This is a genomic window from Sphingobacterium multivorum (assembly GCF_900457465.1).
Taxonomy (GTDB): domain Bacteria; phylum Bacteroidota; class Bacteroidia; order Sphingobacteriales; family Sphingobacteriaceae; genus Sphingobacterium; species Sphingobacterium multivorum.
On record NZ_UAUU01000009.1, the window covers coordinates 159,667 to 180,144 of the forward strand.

Annotated in this window: 16 protein-coding genes; 8 read left to right on the top strand and 8 right to left on the bottom strand. The window is 40.2% G+C overall.

Going from position 1 to position 20,478, the window contains the following annotated elements:
• The 3 genes from DTA23_RS12355 to DTA23_RS12365 all read right to left on the bottom strand — a co-directional run bounded on the left by DTA23_RS12355 (nucleotide 1) and on the right by DTA23_RS12365 (nucleotide 5,580).
• Nucleotides 1-3,621 carry a SusC/RagA family TonB-linked outer membrane protein gene (locus tag DTA23_RS12355; protein WP_172462405.1) on the bottom strand — a complete coding sequence of 1,207 codons (3,621 nt, stop codon included), beginning with the start codon at nucleotides 3,619-3,621 and terminating at the stop codon, nucleotides 1-3.
• Between the two features lie 233 nt (nucleotides 3,622-3,854).
• Nucleotides 3,855-5,006 (bottom strand): FecR family protein, encoded by a 1,152-nt coding sequence (locus tag DTA23_RS12360; RefSeq protein ID WP_112374927.1) that lies wholly within the window; start codon nucleotides 5,004-5,006, stop codon nucleotides 3,855-3,857.
• 52 nt (nucleotides 5,007-5,058) lie between these two features.
• Nucleotides 5,059-5,580, bottom strand: coding sequence for an RNA polymerase sigma-70 factor (locus DTA23_RS12365; RefSeq protein WP_112374928.1), 522 nt, complete (start codon nucleotides 5,578-5,580; stop codon nucleotides 5,059-5,061).
• Between the two features lie 380 nt (nucleotides 5,581-5,960).
• On the opposite strand from DTA23_RS12365, the gene DTA23_RS12370 reads away from it, so the two are divergent.
• Genes DTA23_RS12370 through mnhG form a run of 7 tightly spaced genes read left to right on the top strand, consistent with a single transcriptional unit; the run spans nucleotide 5,961 to nucleotide 11,703 of the window.
• The gene (locus DTA23_RS12370) at nucleotides 5,961-8,270 is read left to right on the top strand and encodes a putative monovalent cation/H+ antiporter subunit A (RefSeq protein ID WP_112374929.1); all 2,310 of its coding nucleotides are present in this window, start codon (nucleotides 5,961-5,963) and stop codon (nucleotides 8,268-8,270) included.
• A 56-nt stretch (nucleotides 8,271-8,326) separates the two neighbouring features.
• Complete coding sequence (locus DTA23_RS12375; protein WP_046671608.1) at nucleotides 8,327-8,749, top strand: Na+/H+ antiporter subunit B; 423 nt, start codon at nucleotides 8,327-8,329, stop codon at nucleotides 8,747-8,749.
• A complete protein-coding gene (locus tag DTA23_RS12380; RefSeq protein WP_046671609.1) occupies nucleotides 8,749-9,105 on the top strand; it encodes a Na+/H+ antiporter subunit C in 357 nt (118 codons plus the stop codon). The genes DTA23_RS12375 and DTA23_RS12380 overlap by 1 nt, the downstream gene beginning before the upstream one ends.
• A complete protein-coding gene (locus tag DTA23_RS12385) occupies nucleotides 9,102-10,610 on the top strand; it encodes a proton-conducting transporter transmembrane domain-containing protein (RefSeq protein ID WP_112374930.1) in 1,509 nt (502 codons plus the stop codon). Before DTA23_RS12380 ends, DTA23_RS12385 begins: the two co-directional genes overlap by 4 nt.
• Nucleotides 10,611-10,629: 19 nt before the next feature.
• Entirely contained in the window at nucleotides 10,630-11,088 is a 459-nt protein-coding gene (locus DTA23_RS12390; RefSeq protein WP_227550155.1) for a Na+/H+ antiporter subunit E, read from the top strand.
• Nucleotides 11,085-11,360 (top strand): monovalent cation/H+ antiporter complex subunit F, encoded by a 276-nt coding sequence (locus tag DTA23_RS12395; protein WP_046671612.1) that lies wholly within the window; start codon nucleotides 11,085-11,087, stop codon nucleotides 11,358-11,360. The genes DTA23_RS12390 and DTA23_RS12395 overlap by 4 nt, the downstream gene beginning before the upstream one ends.
• Nucleotides 11,353-11,703 (top strand): monovalent cation/H(+) antiporter subunit G, encoded by a 351-nt coding sequence (mnhG, locus tag DTA23_RS12400; protein WP_046671613.1) that lies wholly within the window; start codon nucleotides 11,353-11,355, stop codon nucleotides 11,701-11,703. The genes DTA23_RS12395 and mnhG overlap by 8 nt, the downstream gene beginning before the upstream one ends.
• 58 nt (nucleotides 11,704-11,761) lie before the next feature.
• Here the strand turns inward: mnhG and DTA23_RS12405 are convergent, their stop codons facing one another.
• Nucleotides 11,762-12,853, bottom strand: coding sequence for a lactonase family protein (locus DTA23_RS12405; protein WP_172462406.1), 1,092 nt, complete (start codon nucleotides 12,851-12,853; stop codon nucleotides 11,762-11,764).
• Nucleotides 12,854-13,333: 480 nt separating this feature from the next.
• On the opposite strand from DTA23_RS12405, the gene DTA23_RS12410 reads away from it, so the two are divergent.
• A complete protein-coding gene (locus tag DTA23_RS12410) occupies nucleotides 13,334-14,683 on the top strand; it encodes a peptidylprolyl isomerase (protein WP_112374932.1) in 1,350 nt (449 codons plus the stop codon).
• A gap of 80 nt (nucleotides 14,684-14,763) precedes the next feature.
• Here the strand turns inward: DTA23_RS12410 and DTA23_RS12415 are convergent, their stop codons facing one another.
• The 4 genes from DTA23_RS12415 to DTA23_RS12430 form a co-directional block, all read right to left on the bottom strand.
• Nucleotides 14,764-15,738, bottom strand: a complete 975-nt coding sequence (locus DTA23_RS12415) for a DUF4440 domain-containing protein (protein WP_239468760.1) — start codon at nucleotides 15,736-15,738, stop codon at nucleotides 14,764-14,766.
• Nucleotides 15,739-15,768: 30 nt separating this feature from the next.
• Nucleotides 15,769-17,235 carry a cysteine--tRNA ligase gene (gene cysS, locus DTA23_RS12420; RefSeq protein WP_112374933.1) on the bottom strand — a complete coding sequence of 489 codons (1,467 nt, stop codon included), beginning with the start codon at nucleotides 17,233-17,235 and terminating at the stop codon, nucleotides 15,769-15,771.
• Between the two features lie 21 nt (nucleotides 17,236-17,256).
• Complete coding sequence (der, locus tag DTA23_RS12425; protein ID WP_112375434.1) at nucleotides 17,257-18,558, bottom strand: ribosome biogenesis GTPase Der; 1,302 nt, start codon at nucleotides 18,556-18,558, stop codon at nucleotides 17,257-17,259.
• A gap of 169 nt (nucleotides 18,559-18,727) precedes the next feature.
• Nucleotides 18,728-20,473 carry a RagB/SusD family nutrient uptake outer membrane protein gene (locus DTA23_RS12430; protein ID WP_112374934.1) on the bottom strand — a complete coding sequence of 582 codons (1,746 nt, stop codon included), beginning with the start codon at nucleotides 20,471-20,473 and terminating at the stop codon, nucleotides 18,728-18,730.
• Nucleotides 20,474-20,478: the final 5 nt, after the last annotated feature.

The following is a 20,478-nucleotide window of genomic DNA, read 5'->3' on the forward strand; positions in this document are numbered from 1 at the left end:
TTAAAATCCCAATTTTACAGATAGAGTTACTTGCTTCGGAACGGGTAAGGCTACCCCTCCATTGTTATAGAACTCAGGATCGACTCCATTTAATTTTTTATCGGAATAAATCAGCCAGAGGTTATTACCCACCAAATTTACTTGCGCAGTTCTAAATTTAATTTTACTGACAACAGATTTGGGAATATTATATCCCACGGAAATTTGCGATAAACGTAGATAATCACCTTTTGCTACACGTTCTGAGGAATAGTTGTAAGCATTATAAGAATAAACAGATGCCGTACGGTCACCAGCAGCATTCTGGACATCAAATTCTGCAGTTAACCCATCGAGTGTAGAAGGAATTACTGTTAAATATTCGTCGCCTTTGTAAATAAAACGATTGATCAGTTCCCTTGATACATTATACATATCTAGATATACAGGAGAATAATTAGGCTGTAGACGAACCATATTGCCCAAACCAAACTTCAACAAAAAGGAAAAACTAAAATTTTTATATTCCAATCGGTTGTAGTAGCCTCCGGCAAGCGTCGGATCCACAGGTCCTTCATATTTAAGAAATTCCGTTTGATTGTCCTGAAACCAGAAATAAGTTTCACCTGGAGTACCATCCGTACCGATATAGGTCGGATAACCTCCATTGGCGGCCAATTTATCAAAGTCTAGAGAATACAAACCTCTATGAGGTTTGCCGACCATTGCTCCACCTTCGCCTGAAATCAGATCCCAGATATTGCGGGTTACATTTAATTTGGTAATTTTCGTTTTGTTAAAACCAAGTGTAAGCTGTGTACGCCAGGTAAAACCATTCGGGTCTTTAAATGGATATCCGCCAAGCTGAATATCAACCCCATGACCTTTCATATCAGCGTAGTTTGCTAATTTCTCAAATTGTCCACCAATCCCTGAAGTACGAATTGGCCCAATTAAATCAAATATATTACGCCTATAATAATCAAAATTCAGATCGATTCGATCGTTCAAAAATCCTAAATCTGTACCAATATTAAGTTCGTACATTTTCTCCCAGGTTAGCTCGGAATTTTCCAGGCCATTTATGCTAATCTTGCCTTCTTTTTCTCCGTCGTAAGGTCTATAAGTAATAGCATTATAGAAAACAGCCGAAGAATTAGAAGCATTCCCCATATTAGCAACCAGACCATAAGTTCCCCTTAACCTAGCGCGTGACAAGATCTTATTATCTCTATTAAAGAAATTCTCTTGATCGATATCCCATGCTCCAGATACGTTCCATGTAGGTAACCACCTTGCGACATTCGTACGGCCCATTTTATTGGCCCCGTCATAACGGGTTGTAAAGTTAAATGAGTATTTATCTTTATAATTATAAGCACCGCGCAATGCATAAGCGAGTTTACGGTCGTAAGTATAATTCATCGCAAATGGCGAATCGCCGGATTCAATCTGCTTTTTATAATACCGATAGGCAGGTAAAACCAGATTGCCATTTCCATATTCGATTCCTGGCCCATTAAAATCGTGGCTCTGCTTATCTGCATATTGGAGTTCATAAGTTCCAAACAAATTCATGGTATGGTCATTCCACTTTTTGTTGAATTCCAAATTGTGCCGCATATAATAACTGATCATATTGTTATTGGCTACATTAAAAAATCCTCCATTGGGAAGAATAACATATTTATCGGTATTTGGAAAATCGGGGTCAGCGTAAAGAAAGCGATTTCCGCTATTGACAGTTTGGTCTTGGTTTGCCCGATAGGCTTTAGAAAGGTTGGCATTCTCCGTGATCATATGTTGCCTTTCGGAATTATAATAACGATACATTCCGGTTGCTGAATAGGTCAAGGAGGGCAAAATCTTATACGTTAAACCCGCCTGAACTTTAATATCCATCAATTTTAGTTTGATGTAATTGTTATCGAGTTCATTGAAGATATTAAATGGCGCATAATCTCGCGTAAAATACTCCAGGTCACCATTTTCATCGTAAGGTGTAATAATACGGCTGGTATTGAGCGCATAGGAATATGGGTTAATGTCAAAATCCCGGGAATAACTACCATAAACTGCATCGGAGTTACGATTTAGAGTTCCAGGCGTACGTTGATCACGGATATTTCCCTGAAAAATAAACTCTGTACTCAATTTATCATTGATCTTATAGTTATTACGAATATTCGCCGTAAAACGTTTTGCCTGATTGCCAAGCGTATAACCAGGATCATTCATAAAACTCGTTGAAGCATAGGTCTGTGCCTTTGCAGTTCCGGTACTCATACTTAACGAATGATCATGTACAAAACTGTTTCTAAACAATAGGTCAAACCAATCTGTATTTACATTTGCATAACGTTGTAAGAAATTATAACGAGAAGGAGCATCATTTCTGAGTTTGAAAGAATCAGTGCTAGGATCATACTCATACATAAGGTTATACATTTTGGTAAATACCCCTCCTGTTCCAGCTCTCGAAACCTGAGAGTGATTGAGGTAACCTTTGTTTTCCATATCAATTACCAACTGCATCTGCTCAGCAGAATTCATGATATCGAATTGGTTATAGTTGGGTTTAATATAGGTCGTAAAGTTTCCAGAATAATTAAAATGTACCTGCCCATCTGTATTTTTACCTTTTTTTGTATTCACGACGACCACTCCATTCATCGCAGCAGCACCATACATCGCAGTTGCGGCAGCATCTTTCAACACAGTAATCGATTCGATGTCGTCGGGGTTTAGCCCTGCTACAGAAGACCCTAATAATGTATTAGCATCTCCTGTAGATAATGCTTCGTTGGAGATATTGACGGCCTCATCCAAGATAACACCATCAATTACCCATAAGGGTTTATTATCCCCAGTTAATGAGGTTGCGCCCCGTACCCGAATTTTTGGTGCTGCACCAAATGTCCCAGATACGTTTTGAACAGAGACACCCGCTGCTTGGCCTTCCAGCATCCGGGAAACATCAGGAACCCCAGCTCGTTCGGCTTCTTTCGCATCAATTTTCGTGGATGCCCCCGTGAAAAACTTACGATCAAGATTCTGATATCCGGTCGCAACGACGTTGACTTCGTCTAATTTTAAATCATTAGCCGTAAGTGTAATATTTACGGTTGACTTACCGTCCATTGAGACTTCCCGGGTGCCAAATCCTACATACCGAACAACCAAAACAGCCGATGTAGAAGCATTGATTTTAAAATGGCCCAAGTCGTCAGTCTGTGTTGAAATAGAGGTTCCTTTTACGGTTACTGTTGCACCGCTCAACCCTTTTCCATCCTGACTCTTAACAGTTCCAGAGATACCCTGTTGCAGCGCATTTCGATCCGAACGACTGCCTTCCTCGCCATTAACTGAAATCGTATTTGCTATAATCTTATAGTCTATATGATTGTTGCGTAGGACAGAATTCAATGCTTCTTCTACTGAAGCATTTTTTAAGTTCACATTGACCCTCACCTTAGAATCAATATTCTCCCCATAAAATAATTGCAAATTGGATTGTTTGGAAATCGCATTCAATGCTTCTTCAATCCTTGCATTTTTCATCTTCAAAGTAACTTTCTGTGCAAGGCCATTGGCTTGAACTCCGGTCACAAAGGCGAAAAGAAGGCAGGTACTAATTTTCATAATACGTAAAGGTTTACAAAACCGTGGGTCATGAGGTATCAGTCGCCACGTTTTGCCAAATGGTAAGTTATTCATACATTTACTCTTTGTGGTTAATTGGGTTTACTTAATTCGCTTTAAAAATTTCTAGGCCTTTTGATCATTTCGGAACAGGGATGCTGCAACATTCCTGTTCTACTTTGCATGTAAGACCTTTAGGTTAGGTATTATTTCTCTTACATAAGCACTCCTTTTTATTTGTTTTCGACAATTAATTCTTTTCCTTGAAGCTCAAATTTCAAATCACAGACGTAAGTCAACATTTCCAAAACTTCGGACAGCTTAACATCGCGTTTAAAATTACCGTTATACACCTTATCCAGCGCCACATCTTTCTTAAATCGAACCTGAACATCGTACCATTTAGATAGTGTAGAGGCAATCTCTACGATCGTTTCTTTCTTAAAATAAAACTGATTATTATGCCAGGAAAGATCGTGATCTAAGTCTGCCTTCCCTTTGCTGAGAAGTTCACCTTTGAGATTCGCATACTCTCCGGGCTCAAGAACAATAATATTTCCTGAATGGCTAACTTGAACTCTTCCCGAGGATAATGTCGTACGGACATTACTACTATAAGCGTTAACATTGAAATGTGTCCCCAGCACCTTCACTTCGCTTCCTCTAGATTCCACAACAAAAGGACGCTTAGCTTCATGAGCGACCTCAAAGTAAGCCTCTCCCTCCAAAATGACACGACGCTCATTTTCTTTAAATTTTACAGGAAATTTAAGCTGAGAGTTGGCATTTACCCAAACCTGGGTGCCATCTTCTAAATTTAATTTATAAAAATTACCCTTAGGAACAACCAGCGTATTAAATTGTATTCGAGTCTCTGCTTTCGGATTATTCAGTTGATCAACACTGTCTTTATTCGTTAAGGCAACTATTTTCGGGTCAACTGCTTTGTTAGATTTCTCCAAAGGCATGATCGATCCATCCGCCAGGACGAGTAAAGCTCCAGATTTCGCCGGTGAAATATCCCCTTTTACAGGATGTACAATTGCTACTTTCTCTAAAACTTTACCTTTCTGCTGAAGGATATAAAAGAGCGATGTTCCCAGCAATATCACGAGAATGGCTGCCGCATGAAGAAGTGGTCTATAATTTCTCTTTGCTTTAGCGGAAACATGTTGAATTTTATGCCAAGCACCATCTTCATCCAAATTGTCCAAAAAGATAAGATCCTCCTCAATATTTTTTGCGTCTCGAAAGCTTTCAAGCAAATCATCGTTACTTTTGTCCGATTTCCGCCATTGCTCAATAGCATCCCGATCCGTCATGGTTTCTTGACCACGAAGCAACTTATTGATGAGTTTGGCTATGTAATTGGTATTAGCTTTCATATCTATAGGTTAGAAACCCTATAGATTCGTCAAGGGTGACAGGAAATTAAAATTATTTTAATAAAAAAATAATAAAGGGTAAAAATTCGGGGTGTAGCTTATCTAATAAAATCTTCATACCACGCTGTTTTTGCGTTTTCACTGTATTTACGCTGATCTGAAGTTTTTCAGTAATTTCAAGATTCGACAATCCTTCCAAATAACCCATCTTAAAAATTTTCTGACAAGCAACTGGCATTTCAGCAATAATTCGATAGACTTCATTGATCACTTCAGTATGAATCATAGAAAGCTCAACTGAATGCGCATCTTCCTCAATGAACTTTACTCGGGTCCAATACTTTTCCTTTACTTTTTCATGCCTTAAATGCTTCAGACAAGAAAACCGCACCGCAGTATATAAATAGTTCCGTACAAAAGTTTCGGATTCATCCATTCGTTGCTGCTCTCTAAAGAATGTAATAAATGCCTCTTGCACCAAATCTTCTGCAATAGCAGATTCTCCTACAAATTTCCATGCAAAATGACACAAGCTTTTATAATGCGTTCTAAATAACTTCTCTTCAGGGCCCATAATTCCAACGGGTATAACAAAATTGATTAGAAACAGTCCTTGGCGGCTGATTAACTACTCTAAAGATAGAATTTTTAAATTTTGTTTAACAAGATTTAACATTTTTATTACATTAATTATGAATATCATCGCGTAAAAATCATATTTCTCAATAAATTAGTGTTTTTTCATTCATTTTTTTAAGAATTTTTAACCTTGATTTTTCCCCCGAATTCAAAACAAAATCCCCTCTTTCATCCTTTATATAGCGGGAAAGTGATCAAAAACTAGCATTTTTTCGCTTTTTTTTATTATATTGTAAACTTTCAAAAAACCTTCATCGCCATATAAGCATTGGCAACGATGAAATAGTGAAGGTTAAAAATTAAAACAAAGACTAAATGCTATTTACTGTTCTGTCAGGATTAATAACATCGAGCCTTATTGTTCCATTTGGTCGGTTCCTAAAAACCAGATGGGGTTTTATTCTCGCATTCTTACCGGTACTTCTATTTTTATACTTTGCACAATATATTGTACCTATTGGCCAAGGCTCCTATTTCGTGCAATCAACACCCTGGGTGCCCTCCTTAGGCATCAATCTGGATTTTAAATTAGATGGACTATCCCTACTTTTCGCCTTATTGATCACTGGGATTGGAGCTTGTATCTTCTTCTACGCGAATGCCTATCTCAAAGGTCATCGGTATATCGACCGGTTCTTTGGCTACCTCTGCCTTTTTATGTCGGCTATGCTGGGGTTAGTCCTGTCGGACAATATGCTGTTGCTCTTCATCTTTTGGGAACTAACCTCGATCAGCTCATTTTTTCTCATTGGATTTAACAATGACAAAAATGATTCGCGCAAAAGCGCATTAACTGCACTTTCCATTACTGGTCTGGGTGGTTTTTTTCTACTGGCAGGTTTTATTTTGCTGGGTAATATTGCGGGTACTTACCATATTACAGCACTCATCGACAAAGTATCCCTCATTCAGCAACATCCACTATTTCCCCTGGTCTTTGCCCTCATAACACTTGGAGCAATTACGAAATCAGCACAATTCCCTTTCCATTTTTGGTTACCCGGTGCCATGAAGGCGCCAACGCCAGTGTCGGCCTACTTACACTCGGCAACGATGGTTAAGGCAGGAATCTATCTTTTGGCCCGTTTTTCACCAATACTTGGGGGCAACCCGATCTGGACGTATTCCCTCATGGCCATTGGTGGTTTCACGATGCTTTATGCTGCATTCCATTCGCTTTTTAGAACAGACCTCAAGGGAGTACTCGCCTATTCAACCATATCCGCCCTCGGTATTTTAGTATTCTTGTTGGGACTAGGCACCAAGGATGCCGTTATCGCAGTAAGTGTCTTTATACTCGTACATGCCTTGTATAAAGCTGCCTTATTCTTGATTACGGGGATTATAGACCATGAAACGGGAACGCGGGATCTTACCATCTTACGGGGGCTACGTAAGGTATTAATGCCTGTCGCTATAGCAGGTTTCCTAGCGGCACTTTCCAGTGCCGGTATTCCACTTACATTTGGGTTTATTGGAAAGGATTTGATTTATGAGGCAACACTACATGCCACACCTGATTTATTTCTCTATTTGACCGTCGCTGCAGTAGCAACAAATATACTCTTAGTCTCTGCTGGATTTATGGCCGGTATCAAACCTTTTATGGGTAAGTTGCCCGAGCAATTTCATGAAATCCACCTACCCTATAAAGCCATGTGGATCCCGCCTTTACTTTTAGCCGTCCTCGGTGTTGCTTTTGGCTGTATCCCCGGACTTATCGGCGACTGGATTGCAGGGCCAACCGCGGTAAGCATACTTGCAAAACCGGAAACTTTTCAACTGAAAATCTGGCATGGCTTTAATTTAGTCCTGCTATTAAGCGCTATTACAATTGCCGCGGGTACCTTACTTTATTTCGCAAACAGACCCAATGCTAAAAAATTGGCTTGGATTGCAAATTTCAATAAGATTTCGCCTGAATATATCATTCGATTATGTGCTCAGGAAATTGTTTTATTCTCTACTTTTTTCACCAGCAAAATGCACAACGGCTATTTGCGTTCGTATCTGTTGAAAATTATCTTATTTGCCGAATTACTCATCGCCTACCAACTATACCTGGGTGGGCCACTCCATATTAAATGGGAAACCTTATCTCCGGTGAGTTTCTACGAAGTCACCACAGTCTGCATTTTGATCGGCGCCATTGTACTCACCATCCGCACCTCATCCCGTTTAACAGCCGTAGTAGCCACCAGTGTTGTAGGTTATGCTATATGTCTTATTTTCGTGTTTTACAGTGCTCCAGATCTAGCGATGACACAGTTTACCATCGATACCCTTACTGTGGTACTCTTCGTATTGGTACTCTTTAAACTACCTTCTTTCCTGAACCTGGCCAACCGGCGCACCATCATTCGTGACGCCATTGTCGCTATCGTTTTTGGAATTTTGCTTTCCATGGTCGCACTTCGAGTTCTGCACGAACCAACAACCACAAATATCAGTGATTTCTATGGCGATTACGCCTATGTGCTTGCTAAAGGAAAAAATGTCGTCAATGTAATACTTGTCGATTTCAGAGGTTTTGACACCATGTTTGAAATTGTGGTATTGAGTATCGCTGCACTGGGGGTATATAGCTTATTAAAATTACGTTTAAAGTCCTCTGACAAAGAATAATGAAAGATAAAGGTGATGCACAAATGAGCGGACAACTCATTGCTAAATAATAACAAATGAACAGTACAATATTACAGACCGCTACGCGGTATTTATTACCAATACTTTTACTTTTCTCGGTGTTCCTTCTACTCCGGGGGCATTATTACCCAGGCGGAGGTTTCGTGGGCGGCCTGGTTGCTTCGATTGCTTTTGTCCTGCATAGTTTTGCCTTTGGCCCGCAAAATACCATGAAATTGATTCAATACAAGCCCCTGTCGCTCATCCCCATCGGACTGGGAATTTCGGCCATCAGTATGTTCCTACCTGCATTTTTTGGTTATCCCGTCATGACCGGTCTTTGGCTGGAAGAGAAAATTCCCGTCATCGGGATGATAGGAACCGCCTTATTTTTTGACCTTGGTGTATACTTTGTTGTCATTGGCGTCGTCCTGACGATTTTATTTACAATTGCTTTAACGACAGAAGAAGAAGAATAATGGAACTGATACTCGTACTCTTGATCGGCATCCTTTATGCTGCCGGAATATACCTCATCCTGCGTCGAAGCATGGTGAAATTGTTGCTGGGTATTATGTTACTGGGCAATGGTACCAATATATTGATCTTCTTATTGGGAAATATTATTAAAGGTAAACCACCCATTATAGGTCCCGATTTGAAGGTATTCACCGATATTTATGCGGACCCGATTCCGCAAGCCCTTATTTTAACGGCCATCGTGATCAGCTTTGGCCTGACCTCCTTTGCCATCGTTTTACTCAAGCGTGTATATGCATTGCTGGGTACCGATGATCTGGATGATTTGAACACGCCTGAGGAAGAAGATATATGATAGACAACCACATTATTGCCACGATTATCGTGCATTTATTTATTGCTATTGTCCAACTGATGTTGTGGCGCAAATCCACTGCACAACGTTTTCTGAGCGTTGGTGGAAGCTTGCTTGCACTCATTCTTGCCTTTAAACTATTCTTCAAGGTTTATGACGGTGGTATTTTGACCATGAATGCGGCCAATTGGAAAGCTCCTTTTGGGATTGTTTTTGTTGCCGACCTATTCAGCAGTACCCTTGTTCTCCTGACTTCAATCGCAGGGCTGGCGGTCTCCATCTTTTCCTGTGTCGGTGTGGGACGCCAGCGCATCCTCTACGGCTATTTCCCGATCTTTCACTTTTTGATGATGGGACTTAACGGCGCCTTTCTGACAGGTGACATCTTCAACCTGTACGTATGGTTTGAAGTCATTATTATTTCCTCTTTTGTACTGATGACCTTAGGGGGTAGAAAATCCCAATTGGAGGGGGCTGTAAAATATATGGCCATGAATATCCTGGCCTCCACATTTTTCCTAACCGGAATAGGAATACTTTATGGCATTTCAGGTTCCTTAAACATGGCCGACTTGGCACTGCGTATCCCCAAAATACAAAATCAGGCATTAGTAGAAATTACAGCAACATTTTTCCTGATCGGTTTTGGCATTAAATCCGCCGTTTTTCCACTCTATTTCTGGTTACCCTCTTCTTACCATACGCCGCCTTCGGCCGTAGCAGCGACATTTGGGGGCTTATTGACCAAAGTTGGGATTTACGCCTTGTTCAGGGTCTTTTCCCTATTATTTATTCCCAATCATTTTACCAAAGAACTCCTTATCGTACTGGCTATATTGACTATTCTGACGGGCGCTTTTGGTGCATTGATCAAATCCAATATCCGGAGGTTATTTTCCTATTTGATCGTTTGCCATATTGGTTTTATGATTGGCGGATTAGGTTTGTATAGCAAATGGGCCTTATTGGGCGCCGTTTTCTATCTGATCCATGATATTATGGTCAAAACGAATTTATTCCTCATCGCCGGTGTTATACGACAACTCCGTGGTACCATGGATATGAATAAACTGGGCGGACTTTATGCGCAATACCCAAAGATCTCATTGCTTTTTGCCATTGTTCTTTTTTCACTGGTGGGCATCCCACCGCTCTCGGGCTTTTGGCCTAAAATCTATCTATTCAAAGATGCCTTTCACCTAGAGAAGTATGCTTTCGCGGGAGCTCTGATCATTGGCAGTTTTATCACCTTGTTTGTCATCGCCAAAATGTGGGCACAGGTATTCTGGAAAGATGCCCCCGATCCGGAAATCATTGAGGATAAATTTGCGGGCATGATCGGCTATAAAAGAACAATGCTCATACTTCCTGTCGTTATTTTGGCATCAGCGTCCCTGTATATCGGACTCAACGCCGAATCAATTATCCATGTCGCAGATCAGATCGCTACACAATTATTGGACACATCACCTTACATAAACGCTGTATTAGGAGGGCAGAAATGATATGATTAAACAGTTTTTAATGAACCTCATGTTATCCTTTATCTGGGTCGCACTGACGGGATCGATGTACTATACCAACTTCCTATTCGGCTTTATGTTGGGATTTGGTATCCTCTGGTTGATGAACAGAAATGAGGTGGATCAACGCTACTTTTATCGGGTACCCAAAACATTGAGTTTTATTCTTTTTTTCCTGTGGGAAATGATTGTCGCCAATGTGCAGGTTGCCTACGACGTGATAACACCCAAGTTTTTTATCAAACCGGCGATTGTTAAATACCCCATGGATGCAAAAACCGATTTGGAAATAAACCTGCTTTCAACCTTTATTTCGTTGACACCCGGCACACTTATCCTCGACGTAAGTGAAGATAAAAAAACGCTCTTTATTCACGTCATGTACATGAAAAGCAAAGAACAGTTTGTTTCTACCCTTAAAAATAATGTTGAACGAAGACTTTTAGAACTCTTAAGATGACTTTAAATAGCTACTTTGATTATGTGATCCTTCCGATCCTGACTATTTCAGTCATACTGGCTTTTATTCGTCTGTATAAAGGCCCTCAGATATTTGATCGTGTGATTGCCCTCGATCTCATTATCACCATCGGGATCGGCATTATTACCGTGTATAGTATACGAACGTCGCAGGAAGTGTTTTTAGACATTGCCATGATCTTGGCACTGATCGCATTTCTTGGCACGATCGCGTTTTCATTTTATTTAGAAAAACAAAGCAAAGATGATTGATATTACTTTAGCCATACTCAGTACCATCGGGGCATTGGCCATACTATTTGCGTCTATTGGCATCTTGCGGATGCCCGATTTTTATTTACGCCTTTCGGTTACGGTAAAGGCAGCAACGCTGGGTGTGGGACTTTTACTCATCTGTGCGGCCATGACCTTCCCGGATGTATCCGTAACAACCAAGGCTATAGCCATTGGATTTTTTCTGATCCTAACGGCTCCGGTTGCCGCACACATGATTGGCAGAGCAGCTTATATACAGCGTGTGAAAACATGGAAGGGTACCACCTTAAATGATCTCGAAAAGGAAGGTAAATTAGATTGTCGAAAGGAAGATTTTTAAGAAAAGCCTATACAGTTATTCCTAAAAATCTTCTTCTTATTAGAACGTCCTTTCTGGATTAAAATATAATACAAACAGGAGCTGGTACAGCGATTTCTTTTCCAGTATCTGTCAACAAACCCGTTTTGGCATCCCGGCTAAACAAAACAATGTTATTGGTATATTGATTTGCGACCAAAAGATATTTCCCGTCCGGAGAAAGGTTGAAATTGCGTGGTCCTTTGCCTTTCACTGAAAGATTAGAAATTTTCTTCAATTCGCCGTCCTTCTCTACCGAAAAAGTAGCTATTGTATTGGCATCGCCGCGGTTGGTCGCATACAGAAATTTTCCATCAGCGGAGATCTTAATATCAGCTCCACCGTTACTTCCTTTAAAACCTTCGGGGTTGATATCAAAAGTACTTTGATACATCCATGCATCTCCATCTTTCTTATACGATGCAATTTGACCGGTCATTTCCAGGACGACATACAGGAATTTCTCTTTCTTATCAAACACGATATGACGTGGTCCTCCTCCAGCTGGAGTAAAGACATCTTCCGATTCATCAGCAAGACTATAGACATTTCCCGCTTTATTCACCGGATAAATAGAAATCTCATCCAAACCAAGATCTTGGACGTACAACTTATCCCCTTTATTGGAGAAAAAAGTAGAATGTACATGTGGCTTTTCTTGGCGTACGGGATCCACCCCCTTACCCTCGTGTTGTATTAAACGCGCTCTTTTGCTTAACACACCATTACTTTCTAAATCAAACAAAGCTGCAGAGCCGCCTGTATAATTTGCCACAGCGAGCAAGCTACCCTTCGGATGTACTTCAACAAAACAAGGCGACTCCCCTCCAGAAGGAAGTGAGTTTAGAAAAGTTAAATGACCGTCCTTAAAAGAATAGGCAGAAACAGTCCCCTCTTGATTTGGAACCTCATTAACGGCATAAATAAAGTTATTATTTCGTGCTAAAAAGGACGGATCTTTACTCTCTTGTGTGCTCAACAAAGTTGTTTCACCAGTTTTAACATCAAAATTATAAATATAGATACCCTTGCTCGCGGTTTTACTCGTATATGTTCCCACAAACATGGGAATCTGTTGGGCAAAACTAGCCAAAGGTAAAATCGTCATCAAATAAACAAATGCTTTTTTCATTGAAATTATTTTATAAATGTAGCTACTCATTTGTTGAATGAGCCGTTACATCAAGTTTGTTTCTAAATTATACGAGATCCCACTCAAATTTCCCCATTCATTCCGCAGTGTGAGGATCTAAAACCCCGCCATTTTATAGGCGTAAATATCGTCAATAGACTTGTTAAATTTGGTTAAAACCGTCCTTTCTAATAGGCAAATGCGTATTTTAGCACATCAATTTTAACAATTCCAAAATCACCCATTTAAAATATTGGGAATACAAAAATATTGTTAAATAAAAGTACGAATAATTCATATAATCTGATAATTTTGTGCTGTTGTTCAAAAAAGTATATATTGAACACAAATACTACGCATACCGCCGAAGGCAGCGTGAATGCTTGTGACAAAAAACAAATGATGAACAAATAACCGAGTGAAACGAGTTCATTTATATAAATGAAGATCACTCATAAATATCATAAATAATTTATACGGATGAAAAAAAACATTTATATATTGTTTTTATTGCTGTTTGCATCAATTCAGGCCAGTCTTGCGCAACGTCAAGTTATTGATCGCGTTGTAGCAACGGTTGGATCGGGCATTATCTTACAGTCCGACGTGGATATGCAATATTCTCAATGGTTGGCGCAAGGGAATAAACCAGATGAAAACTATAAAGATGGTATATTGGAACAGTTAATTGTCCAAAAATTATTATCACAACAAGCCGTAATTGACTCCATCGATGTAACCGAGACCGAAGTTGATGACAACCTCAATGCGCGTCTGCGCCACATGTCACAACAGGCAGGAGGGCAAGAACGTCTTGAAAAATTCCTCAACCGTTCCTTATTACAATACAAAGAAGAAATGCGTCCTAGTGTTTTCGAGCAATTAAAAGCACAGAAAATGAGACAAAACATCGTTTCCAAAATAGATGTGACTCCATTGGAAGTAAAGCGTTATTTTGAGGGCTTGAATAAAGACAGTCTCCCTTACTTCAATACCGAGGTAGAAATCGGTGAAATTGTCATGATGCCCAAATTGACCGATGCAGAGAAAAAGGAACAGCGCGAGAAGATTGAAGGTATCCGCAAACAGATTGTAGATGGCTCCGACTTTGGTACAATGGCTCGTATATACTCTCAAGATCCCGGATCTGCCCCCTATGGCGGTGATTTAGGCTTTGGTACACGTGATAATTATGTCAAAGAATTCTCTGCCATGGCTTTTAAATTAAAACCGGGAGAAATATCACCTATTGTCGAATCCAAATATGGCTTTCATATTATTCAGGTGCTGGAAAGACGTGGCGAAGAGGTACACACACGCCATATCCTGATGAAGATCAATCCTGGCCCTGCAGCATTAGAACGAACAAAAAATAAATTGGACAGTATCTATAAATTGGTCGTTGACAAAAAAATGGATTTCTATCATGCCGCAACAAATTATTCTGATGCGGAGGAGAGTAAATTCAATGGTGGTATGATCCTAAATCAAGAGGGTTCAAGCCGCACAACCGTAATTCCTATGGATGGCTTGGAGAAATCAGTATTTACAGCGATCGATCCGCTAAAACCGGGAGAATACTCCAAACCAGAGCAATTTACAGACAAAATGGGCGATGTTGGTTACCGTTTCAATTACCTGAAAACACGTATACCACCGCACAAAGCAAACTTGGACGAAGATTTCACAAAGATCAAAGAAGCCGCCGTTCAGGATAAAACCAATCGTAATCTGAGCAAATGGTTCGATGATAAATTGAAGACCACTTACATCAATATCAGTGATGACTTTGGTCAGAGTGAAGGATTGAAAAAATGGAAAAAACAATAAGTGTACAATACACTTATCCTATAAAAAAAGGGTTTGAATAGTATATATTCAAGCCCTTTTTTTATGTTGCAATCGTCCTATCATTTCTCAAACATCATCTCGATCAGAATATTCCAGTTCGCTTTCTTCACATCATCCTTCGCTAATTCACTCAATTGCCAGATACGAATATAATTATACTTCACCACCTTATCCTTTTGTCGCACCGTTGCAGTTCCCTTGGTATAGGCAAAATCGCCACTATATGAACGTTTTACTTCTTCGGGGACTGTCTCTATCGTCATGCGTTGTTTTTTGAGATAGGCCATCATTTTAGCTTTTCCTTCCATCGGATTGGTCCAAGGGAACAAAAACCGGACATCCTCACTTAAAAACTCCTTATATGCGGTTGGATTGTCGGCTTTCAAAACGGTTGACATCAATTTGTCTGTCTCCAGGACAATATCTTCACGCTGGTTTAAGCGTACTTTAGAACGATGCTTCAGATACCACGAGTCGGTAGGTTCGATATATTCAAGATCAAACTCCCCGTCGTTCCCGTTGTTTTCAACTTCGGCACGAATATCGACCAGCCACTTACCTTTTTTGTTGCGTTTCCAGACAGTCAAGTATTCTCCATGACGCAATCTTGCACCTACTTTCTGAAAGTCCATAGACCCCGAAGTCACACCAAACTCCTGACTTTTAGCAATCAACGCAAAGGTAGGCTGCCAATTTAAAACATCGGGAATATTTGGTCTATTATTCAGATAGTTATAGGCATTTACTGCCGATGGGACATAAAACGTAGATTCCTTATCAATGATCGAAAGAAACGCCTGGTGTGGCGTAGACGCTTTCGCCAAGGCAGCAGCATCCTTATCGGCCTGCAATAGGCTTCCAACTTTCTCAGGTATCTGCGCATATAGTGTTGTACCAGCAACACTCATCAATGCGACGACGGATAGCCTATTCCAAAAATTCATATGCAAAATGATCTTTCTTTTAAAGGTGATATGGAATATCCATTGGTTTCCACGATAAGGTCTTTTCCCAATAAGAATATTCCATTGCATTCCTCTTGTATAAATTCGATTTCTTATCTATCAAATCTTATTCCAAAGTGTTCCTTCTTTGCTATCTTTCAATTGAATTCCAATAGAATTAAGCTCATCACGAATACGATCTGAGGTGACGAAGTCTTTATTTGCTTTTGCTTCATTACGTAGCTTGATGACCAGATTCATGACGTCATCGATATCATCGGATGCTGAAGTCTGATCGTTTCGAAGGCCTAGAATATCCTCTACAAATTCTTTCATGAATAGTTTAAGGCCCTCCAATCCTTCTGCCGTTACTTTCGCTTTACCATCATAAATCGAGTTGATGATACGTACAATTTCAAATAATTCAGCAATGAGTACAGGGCTATTAAAGTCGTCATCCATAGCCGCGTAACATTTACGGCGAATTTCAGCCAAATTGAATGAATCAGCACCTTTCGACACCTTCAATTTGTCTAATAGACTGATTGCAGTCATCAGCCTTTTATACCCCTTGTCGGCCGCATCCAGCGCCTCATTGGAGAAATCCAACGTACTTCTATAATGGGCCTGTAACATAAAGAAACGTACAGCCATCGGCGAATAGCCTCTATTCAATAAGGGATGATTTCCAGTAAATAGCTCGCCCGGCAAAAATCCATTCCCTGCAGATTTGGACATACGCGCACCGTTGACAGTCAACATATTCGTGTGCATCCAATATTTGGCAGGGCTCGTATGGTTACATGCTTCGGACTGTGCAATTTCATTGGTATGATGGGTTGCTGCCAAATCCATTCCACCGCCATGAATATCAAACTGATCACCTAGGTACTTTCTGCTCATGGCCGAACATTCGATATGCCAACCTGGAAAGCCGACACTCCAAGGTGCGGGCCAACGCATAATCGTTTCAGGTTTTGCTTTGATCCACAAGGCAAAATCCAAACGCCCTTTTTTCTCATCCTGACCACTCAATTCTCGGGTATTATTGAGCATATCCTCCAATTTACGATTGGTCAATATCGTATAATCGTATGTTTCAACGTATTTTTCAACATCAAAATAGACTGTACCATTCCGCTCATAGGCATAACCATTCTCGATAATCTGTTCGATCATTTCGATCTGCTCGGAGATATGTCCTGTCGCAGTAGGCTCAATACTCGGTGGCAACGTATTGAAAAGACGCAATACGTCATGAAAACCTATCGTATACTTTTGAACGATTTCCATCGGCTCCAATTGTTCCAATTTTGCTTTTTTTGCAAATTTGTCATCCCCTTCATCACGATCGCCTTCCAAATGCCCCGCATCTGTAATATTGCGCACATAACGCACTTTATAACCAAGATGACGCAGGTATCTAAAAATCAAATCAAAAGATACAAACGTCCGACAGTTACCCAAATGCACATCACTGTATACGGTGGGTCCACATACGTACATACCAACGAGGTTGGGATGAATAGGTTCGAATTTTTCTTTTGTTCGCGAAAGCGTATTGTATAAATAGAGATTATGGTCCATGTTTAATCGCTGCTTGGAAATCTATTTTTGTCTGAAATATATTTGAATTGGCACACCTGTAAAGTCAAAGTGCTCACGCAATTTGTTTTCAATAAAACGTTTGTATGGATCTTTGATGTATTGTGGCAGATTACAGAAGAATGCAAACATCGGCGTCCGTCCAGGCAACTGTGTTGCATATTTAATTTTGATATATTTACCCTTTAAGGATGGGGGTGGATAATTCTCGATAATATCCAACATCACTTCATTCAACTTGGAAGTCGGAATCTTTTTGGTCTTGTTGGCGTATACCTTATCCGCAACTTCCAACACCTTAAGGACACGTTGTTTTTCGGTTACGGAAGTAAAGATAATAGGCACATCTGTAAATGGTGCTATTTTCTCTTTGATACGATCTTCGAAAGCCTTCATTGTCTTATTGTCTTTTTCGATCAAATCCCACTTATTGACAACAATGACAATACCTTTGCGGTTCTTCTCCGCCAAGTTGAAAATATTAACGTCCTGCGCTTCTAATCCATCCTGTGCGTCAAGCATTAAAATTGTCACATCAGAATCTTCCAAAGCTTTGATGGTACGCATCACCGAATAAAACTCAATATCTTCATTTACCTTGGACTTACGACGAAGACCTGCTGTATCGATCAATAAAAAGTTATGTCCATATTGATTGTAATGTATACGGATTGAATCACGTGTTGTCCCGGCCATTGGCGTTACAATATTGCGATCTTTGCCGATCAAGGCATTTGTCAAGGAGGATTTACCCACATTCGGGCGCCCCACGATGGTATATTTCGGTAAAGATTCTTCTTCTTCCTCTTCCACTTCAAAATGAGAAACAACAGCATCCAACAATTCACCTGTACCGGATCCTGTAGCCGACGAGATATTAAAAACCTCACCTAAACCAAAAGCATAAAACTCTGCCGATTCATGGTGCAATTTAGCGTGATCGACTTTATTAGCCACGACATACACGGGCTTAGAACTTCTTCTCAGAATATCAGCGATTTCGTCATCCAAGTCGGTAATGCCAGTGGTGACATCCACCATGAATATAACGACCGAAGCTTCTTCAATAGCGATATAGACCTGATCACGAATAGCCTCTTCAAAGACATCATCCGAACCATGTACAAAACCACCTGTATCAATTACTGTAAATTTCTTTCCGATCCACTCGGCTGTTTCATAATGACGGTCGCGCGTCACCCCGCTAAAGTCATCAACAATCGCTTTTCTACTTTCTGTAAGACGATTGAATAAGGTAGATTTACCAACATTTGGACGACCAACAATTGCAACAATATTTGCCATATTTATTTTATTTGATCCACCCACTATCACAGCAGGTGGCACTTTTATGCTAAAAATATACTTAAGGGAACAAAGATACGGATTCGAAAGGGATTATCGCGACACAAAAACAAAAATGGCTTTACCGTGAAGTAAAGCCATTTATAGGGTTTAAATTATCAATATTCGCCTAATTAGACGTTGGATTCTGAGTCAATTTCCCTGGATATGAATTGATCGCATCCTGTGGAATAAAATAAGTCACTCTAAAATCTGTCGGCACAATATCCTCAAATTGTTTTTGTGGCCCAGGATAAGTTCTATTTAACGGCAAGCCATTACGAAACACATCATAACTGCGTTCAGCCTGGTAAGCCAATTCCAACTGACGCTCTTTGTCGATCAGTTTACTTGCATTGGTAGCATCAATTGAAGTATATCCCCCATTGACAATAGAACGATTTCTGATGGTATTTAAATCATTTAGCGCAGCACCATAATTACCTAATTTTGCATTAGCCTCTGCGCGATTTAAATAAATTTCACCCAAGCGGCTGATTACAGGTGAGTGCAATTGCGACTCCTCGCCTTCACGTGAGCATTTCACAATATAGAATTGTGGATAAGCACGGTTTAAGGAAATATAGTAATCGATCATACCGGAGTAGGTATTGCCATCTTCATAAGTAATTGAATAGGTCTGTTGATTAGCATTAATTGCCGTCAATGTATATTCTTTAACAACCTCATTATCACCTATCTTTTTGACTTCTCGTGCAACAACAGTATTTCCGTTAATTACAACTGGAATTTGCAGATAGCTCATTGTTTTAGGATCACCGGCTTTCGCAGGTATATCTTGTTTGATAAATCGAAACACAGTTGAGTATTTGCCGGCCTTATCTTTGGAATAAGTAGGTTCAATAAAGGCCGAACGTGCATCGACAATCGTATAATGATCAGGTCTCCAGTCATTGCGACCTGTTTCATTTAATAAATCAATGTACTTGGCACTGGAATACATCTCGCCCCAGCCCATACCACCGATATTGGAGTACATACCACCAATACCATAATAGTGATCATCACCTGAAAATTCAGAAGCGACACGTTTCACCGCAAAGATCGTCTCTTTGTTATCTTCTGGTCTAAAGGTATTGTATTTCATGAATTGCTCACGAGCCAATAGAACATATTTACCTGAATTAATCACCTTGTCTGCGTATTCTACAGAAAGACGTGCATATTCTGCATTTGGATTTTTATACGTGCCGCTCATATACAGGTATATACGGGAAAGCATTGCTTGTGCCGCCCCCTTTGAAGCATACACTGCCCCTTTATCGATCTTCAATAAAGCTTCTGCTTTCTTCAGATCACTGATTGCTTGCGCATAGGTATCTTTTACAGACGCACGGTCTGGCAAGTTCAAATCATTGAATACATCTTCAGGTGTACCGTTGACAATTGGAACACCCAAGTTTGTCTCGGGACTTTGGTAATAAGGCTTCCCGAACGCACGGCAAAGGTAAAAATACATCATTCCACGGATGTAATAACATTCACCCAATTTATTATCCATCTCTTCACTTTGACCTTCGGCAAACATCTTAATGACGTTCGAAGATTGCGCGATAGCTTTATAACCGCTATCCCAGAAGTTCTGCAAACGGTAATTATTAGGTGTTCTCGCATAGGAGATAAATTCGTAAAATGCGTCTGTCGATGACCCGCGGATCATCATATTATCACCAGCGTATTCACCAAGACGGTGCATTGGGTCGGACCAAGCTTTTAACTGCGCATAAGTACCTGTTACCATGGCATCAGGATTACTCACAATATTCTCTTCGTCCATCGAAGTATAAGGAAGACGATCGATATCGCAGGAGGATACTGCCGATGCGATCAAAAGTCCGATTAATATCTTTTTCATTATTG

What these genes read in the sequence shown, in the direction of transcription:
- DTA23_RS12385 (WP_112374930.1), top strand. Translation starts at nt 9,102, where the DNA reads ATGATAGACAACCACATTATTGCCACGATTATCGTGCATTTATTTATT.
- DTA23_RS12430 (WP_112374934.1), bottom strand. Translation starts at nt 20,473, where the DNA reads ATGAAAAAGATATTAATCGGACTTTTGATCGCATCGGCAGTATCCTCC.
- DTA23_RS12380 (WP_046671609.1), top strand. Translation starts at nt 8,749, where the DNA reads ATGGAACTGATACTCGTACTCTTGATCGGCATCCTTTATGCTGCCGGA.
- DTA23_RS12375 (WP_046671608.1), top strand. Translation starts at nt 8,327, where the DNA reads ATGAACAGTACAATATTACAGACCGCTACGCGGTATTTATTACCAATA.
- cysS (WP_112374933.1), bottom strand. Translation starts at nt 17,235, where the DNA reads ATGGACCATAATCTCTATTTATACAATACGCTTTCGCGAACAAAAGAA.
- mnhG (WP_046671613.1), top strand. Translation starts at nt 11,353, where the DNA reads ATGATTGATATTACTTTAGCCATACTCAGTACCATCGGGGCATTGGCC.
- DTA23_RS12360 (WP_112374927.1), bottom strand. Translation starts at nt 5,006, where the DNA reads ATGAAAGCTAATACCAATTACATAGCCAAACTCATCAATAAGTTGCTT.
- DTA23_RS12355 (WP_172462405.1), bottom strand. Translation starts at nt 3,621, where the DNA reads ATGAAAATTAGTACCTGCCTTCTTTTCGCCTTTGTGACCGGAGTTCAA.
- DTA23_RS12390 (WP_227550155.1), top strand. Translation starts at nt 10,630, where the DNA reads ATGAACCTCATGTTATCCTTTATCTGGGTCGCACTGACGGGATCGATG.
- DTA23_RS12395 (WP_046671612.1), top strand. Translation starts at nt 11,085, where the DNA reads ATGACTTTAAATAGCTACTTTGATTATGTGATCCTTCCGATCCTGACT.
- DTA23_RS12415 (WP_239468760.1), bottom strand. Translation starts at nt 15,738, where the DNA reads ATGCAATGGAATATTCTTATTGGGAAAAGACCTTATCGTGGAAACCAA.
- DTA23_RS12405 (WP_172462406.1), bottom strand. Translation starts at nt 12,853, where the DNA reads ATGAAAAAAGCATTTGTTTATTTGATGACGATTTTACCTTTGGCTAGT.
- DTA23_RS12410 (WP_112374932.1), top strand. Translation starts at nt 13,334, where the DNA reads ATGAAAAAAAACATTTATATATTGTTTTTATTGCTGTTTGCATCAATT.
- DTA23_RS12365 (WP_112374928.1), bottom strand. Translation starts at nt 5,580, where the DNA reads ATGGGCCCTGAAGAGAAGTTATTTAGAACGCATTATAAAAGCTTGTGT.
- DTA23_RS12370 (WP_112374929.1), top strand. Translation starts at nt 5,961, where the DNA reads ATGCTATTTACTGTTCTGTCAGGATTAATAACATCGAGCCTTATTGTT.
- der (WP_112375434.1), bottom strand. Translation starts at nt 18,558, where the DNA reads ATGGCAAATATTGTTGCAATTGTTGGTCGTCCAAATGTTGGTAAATCT.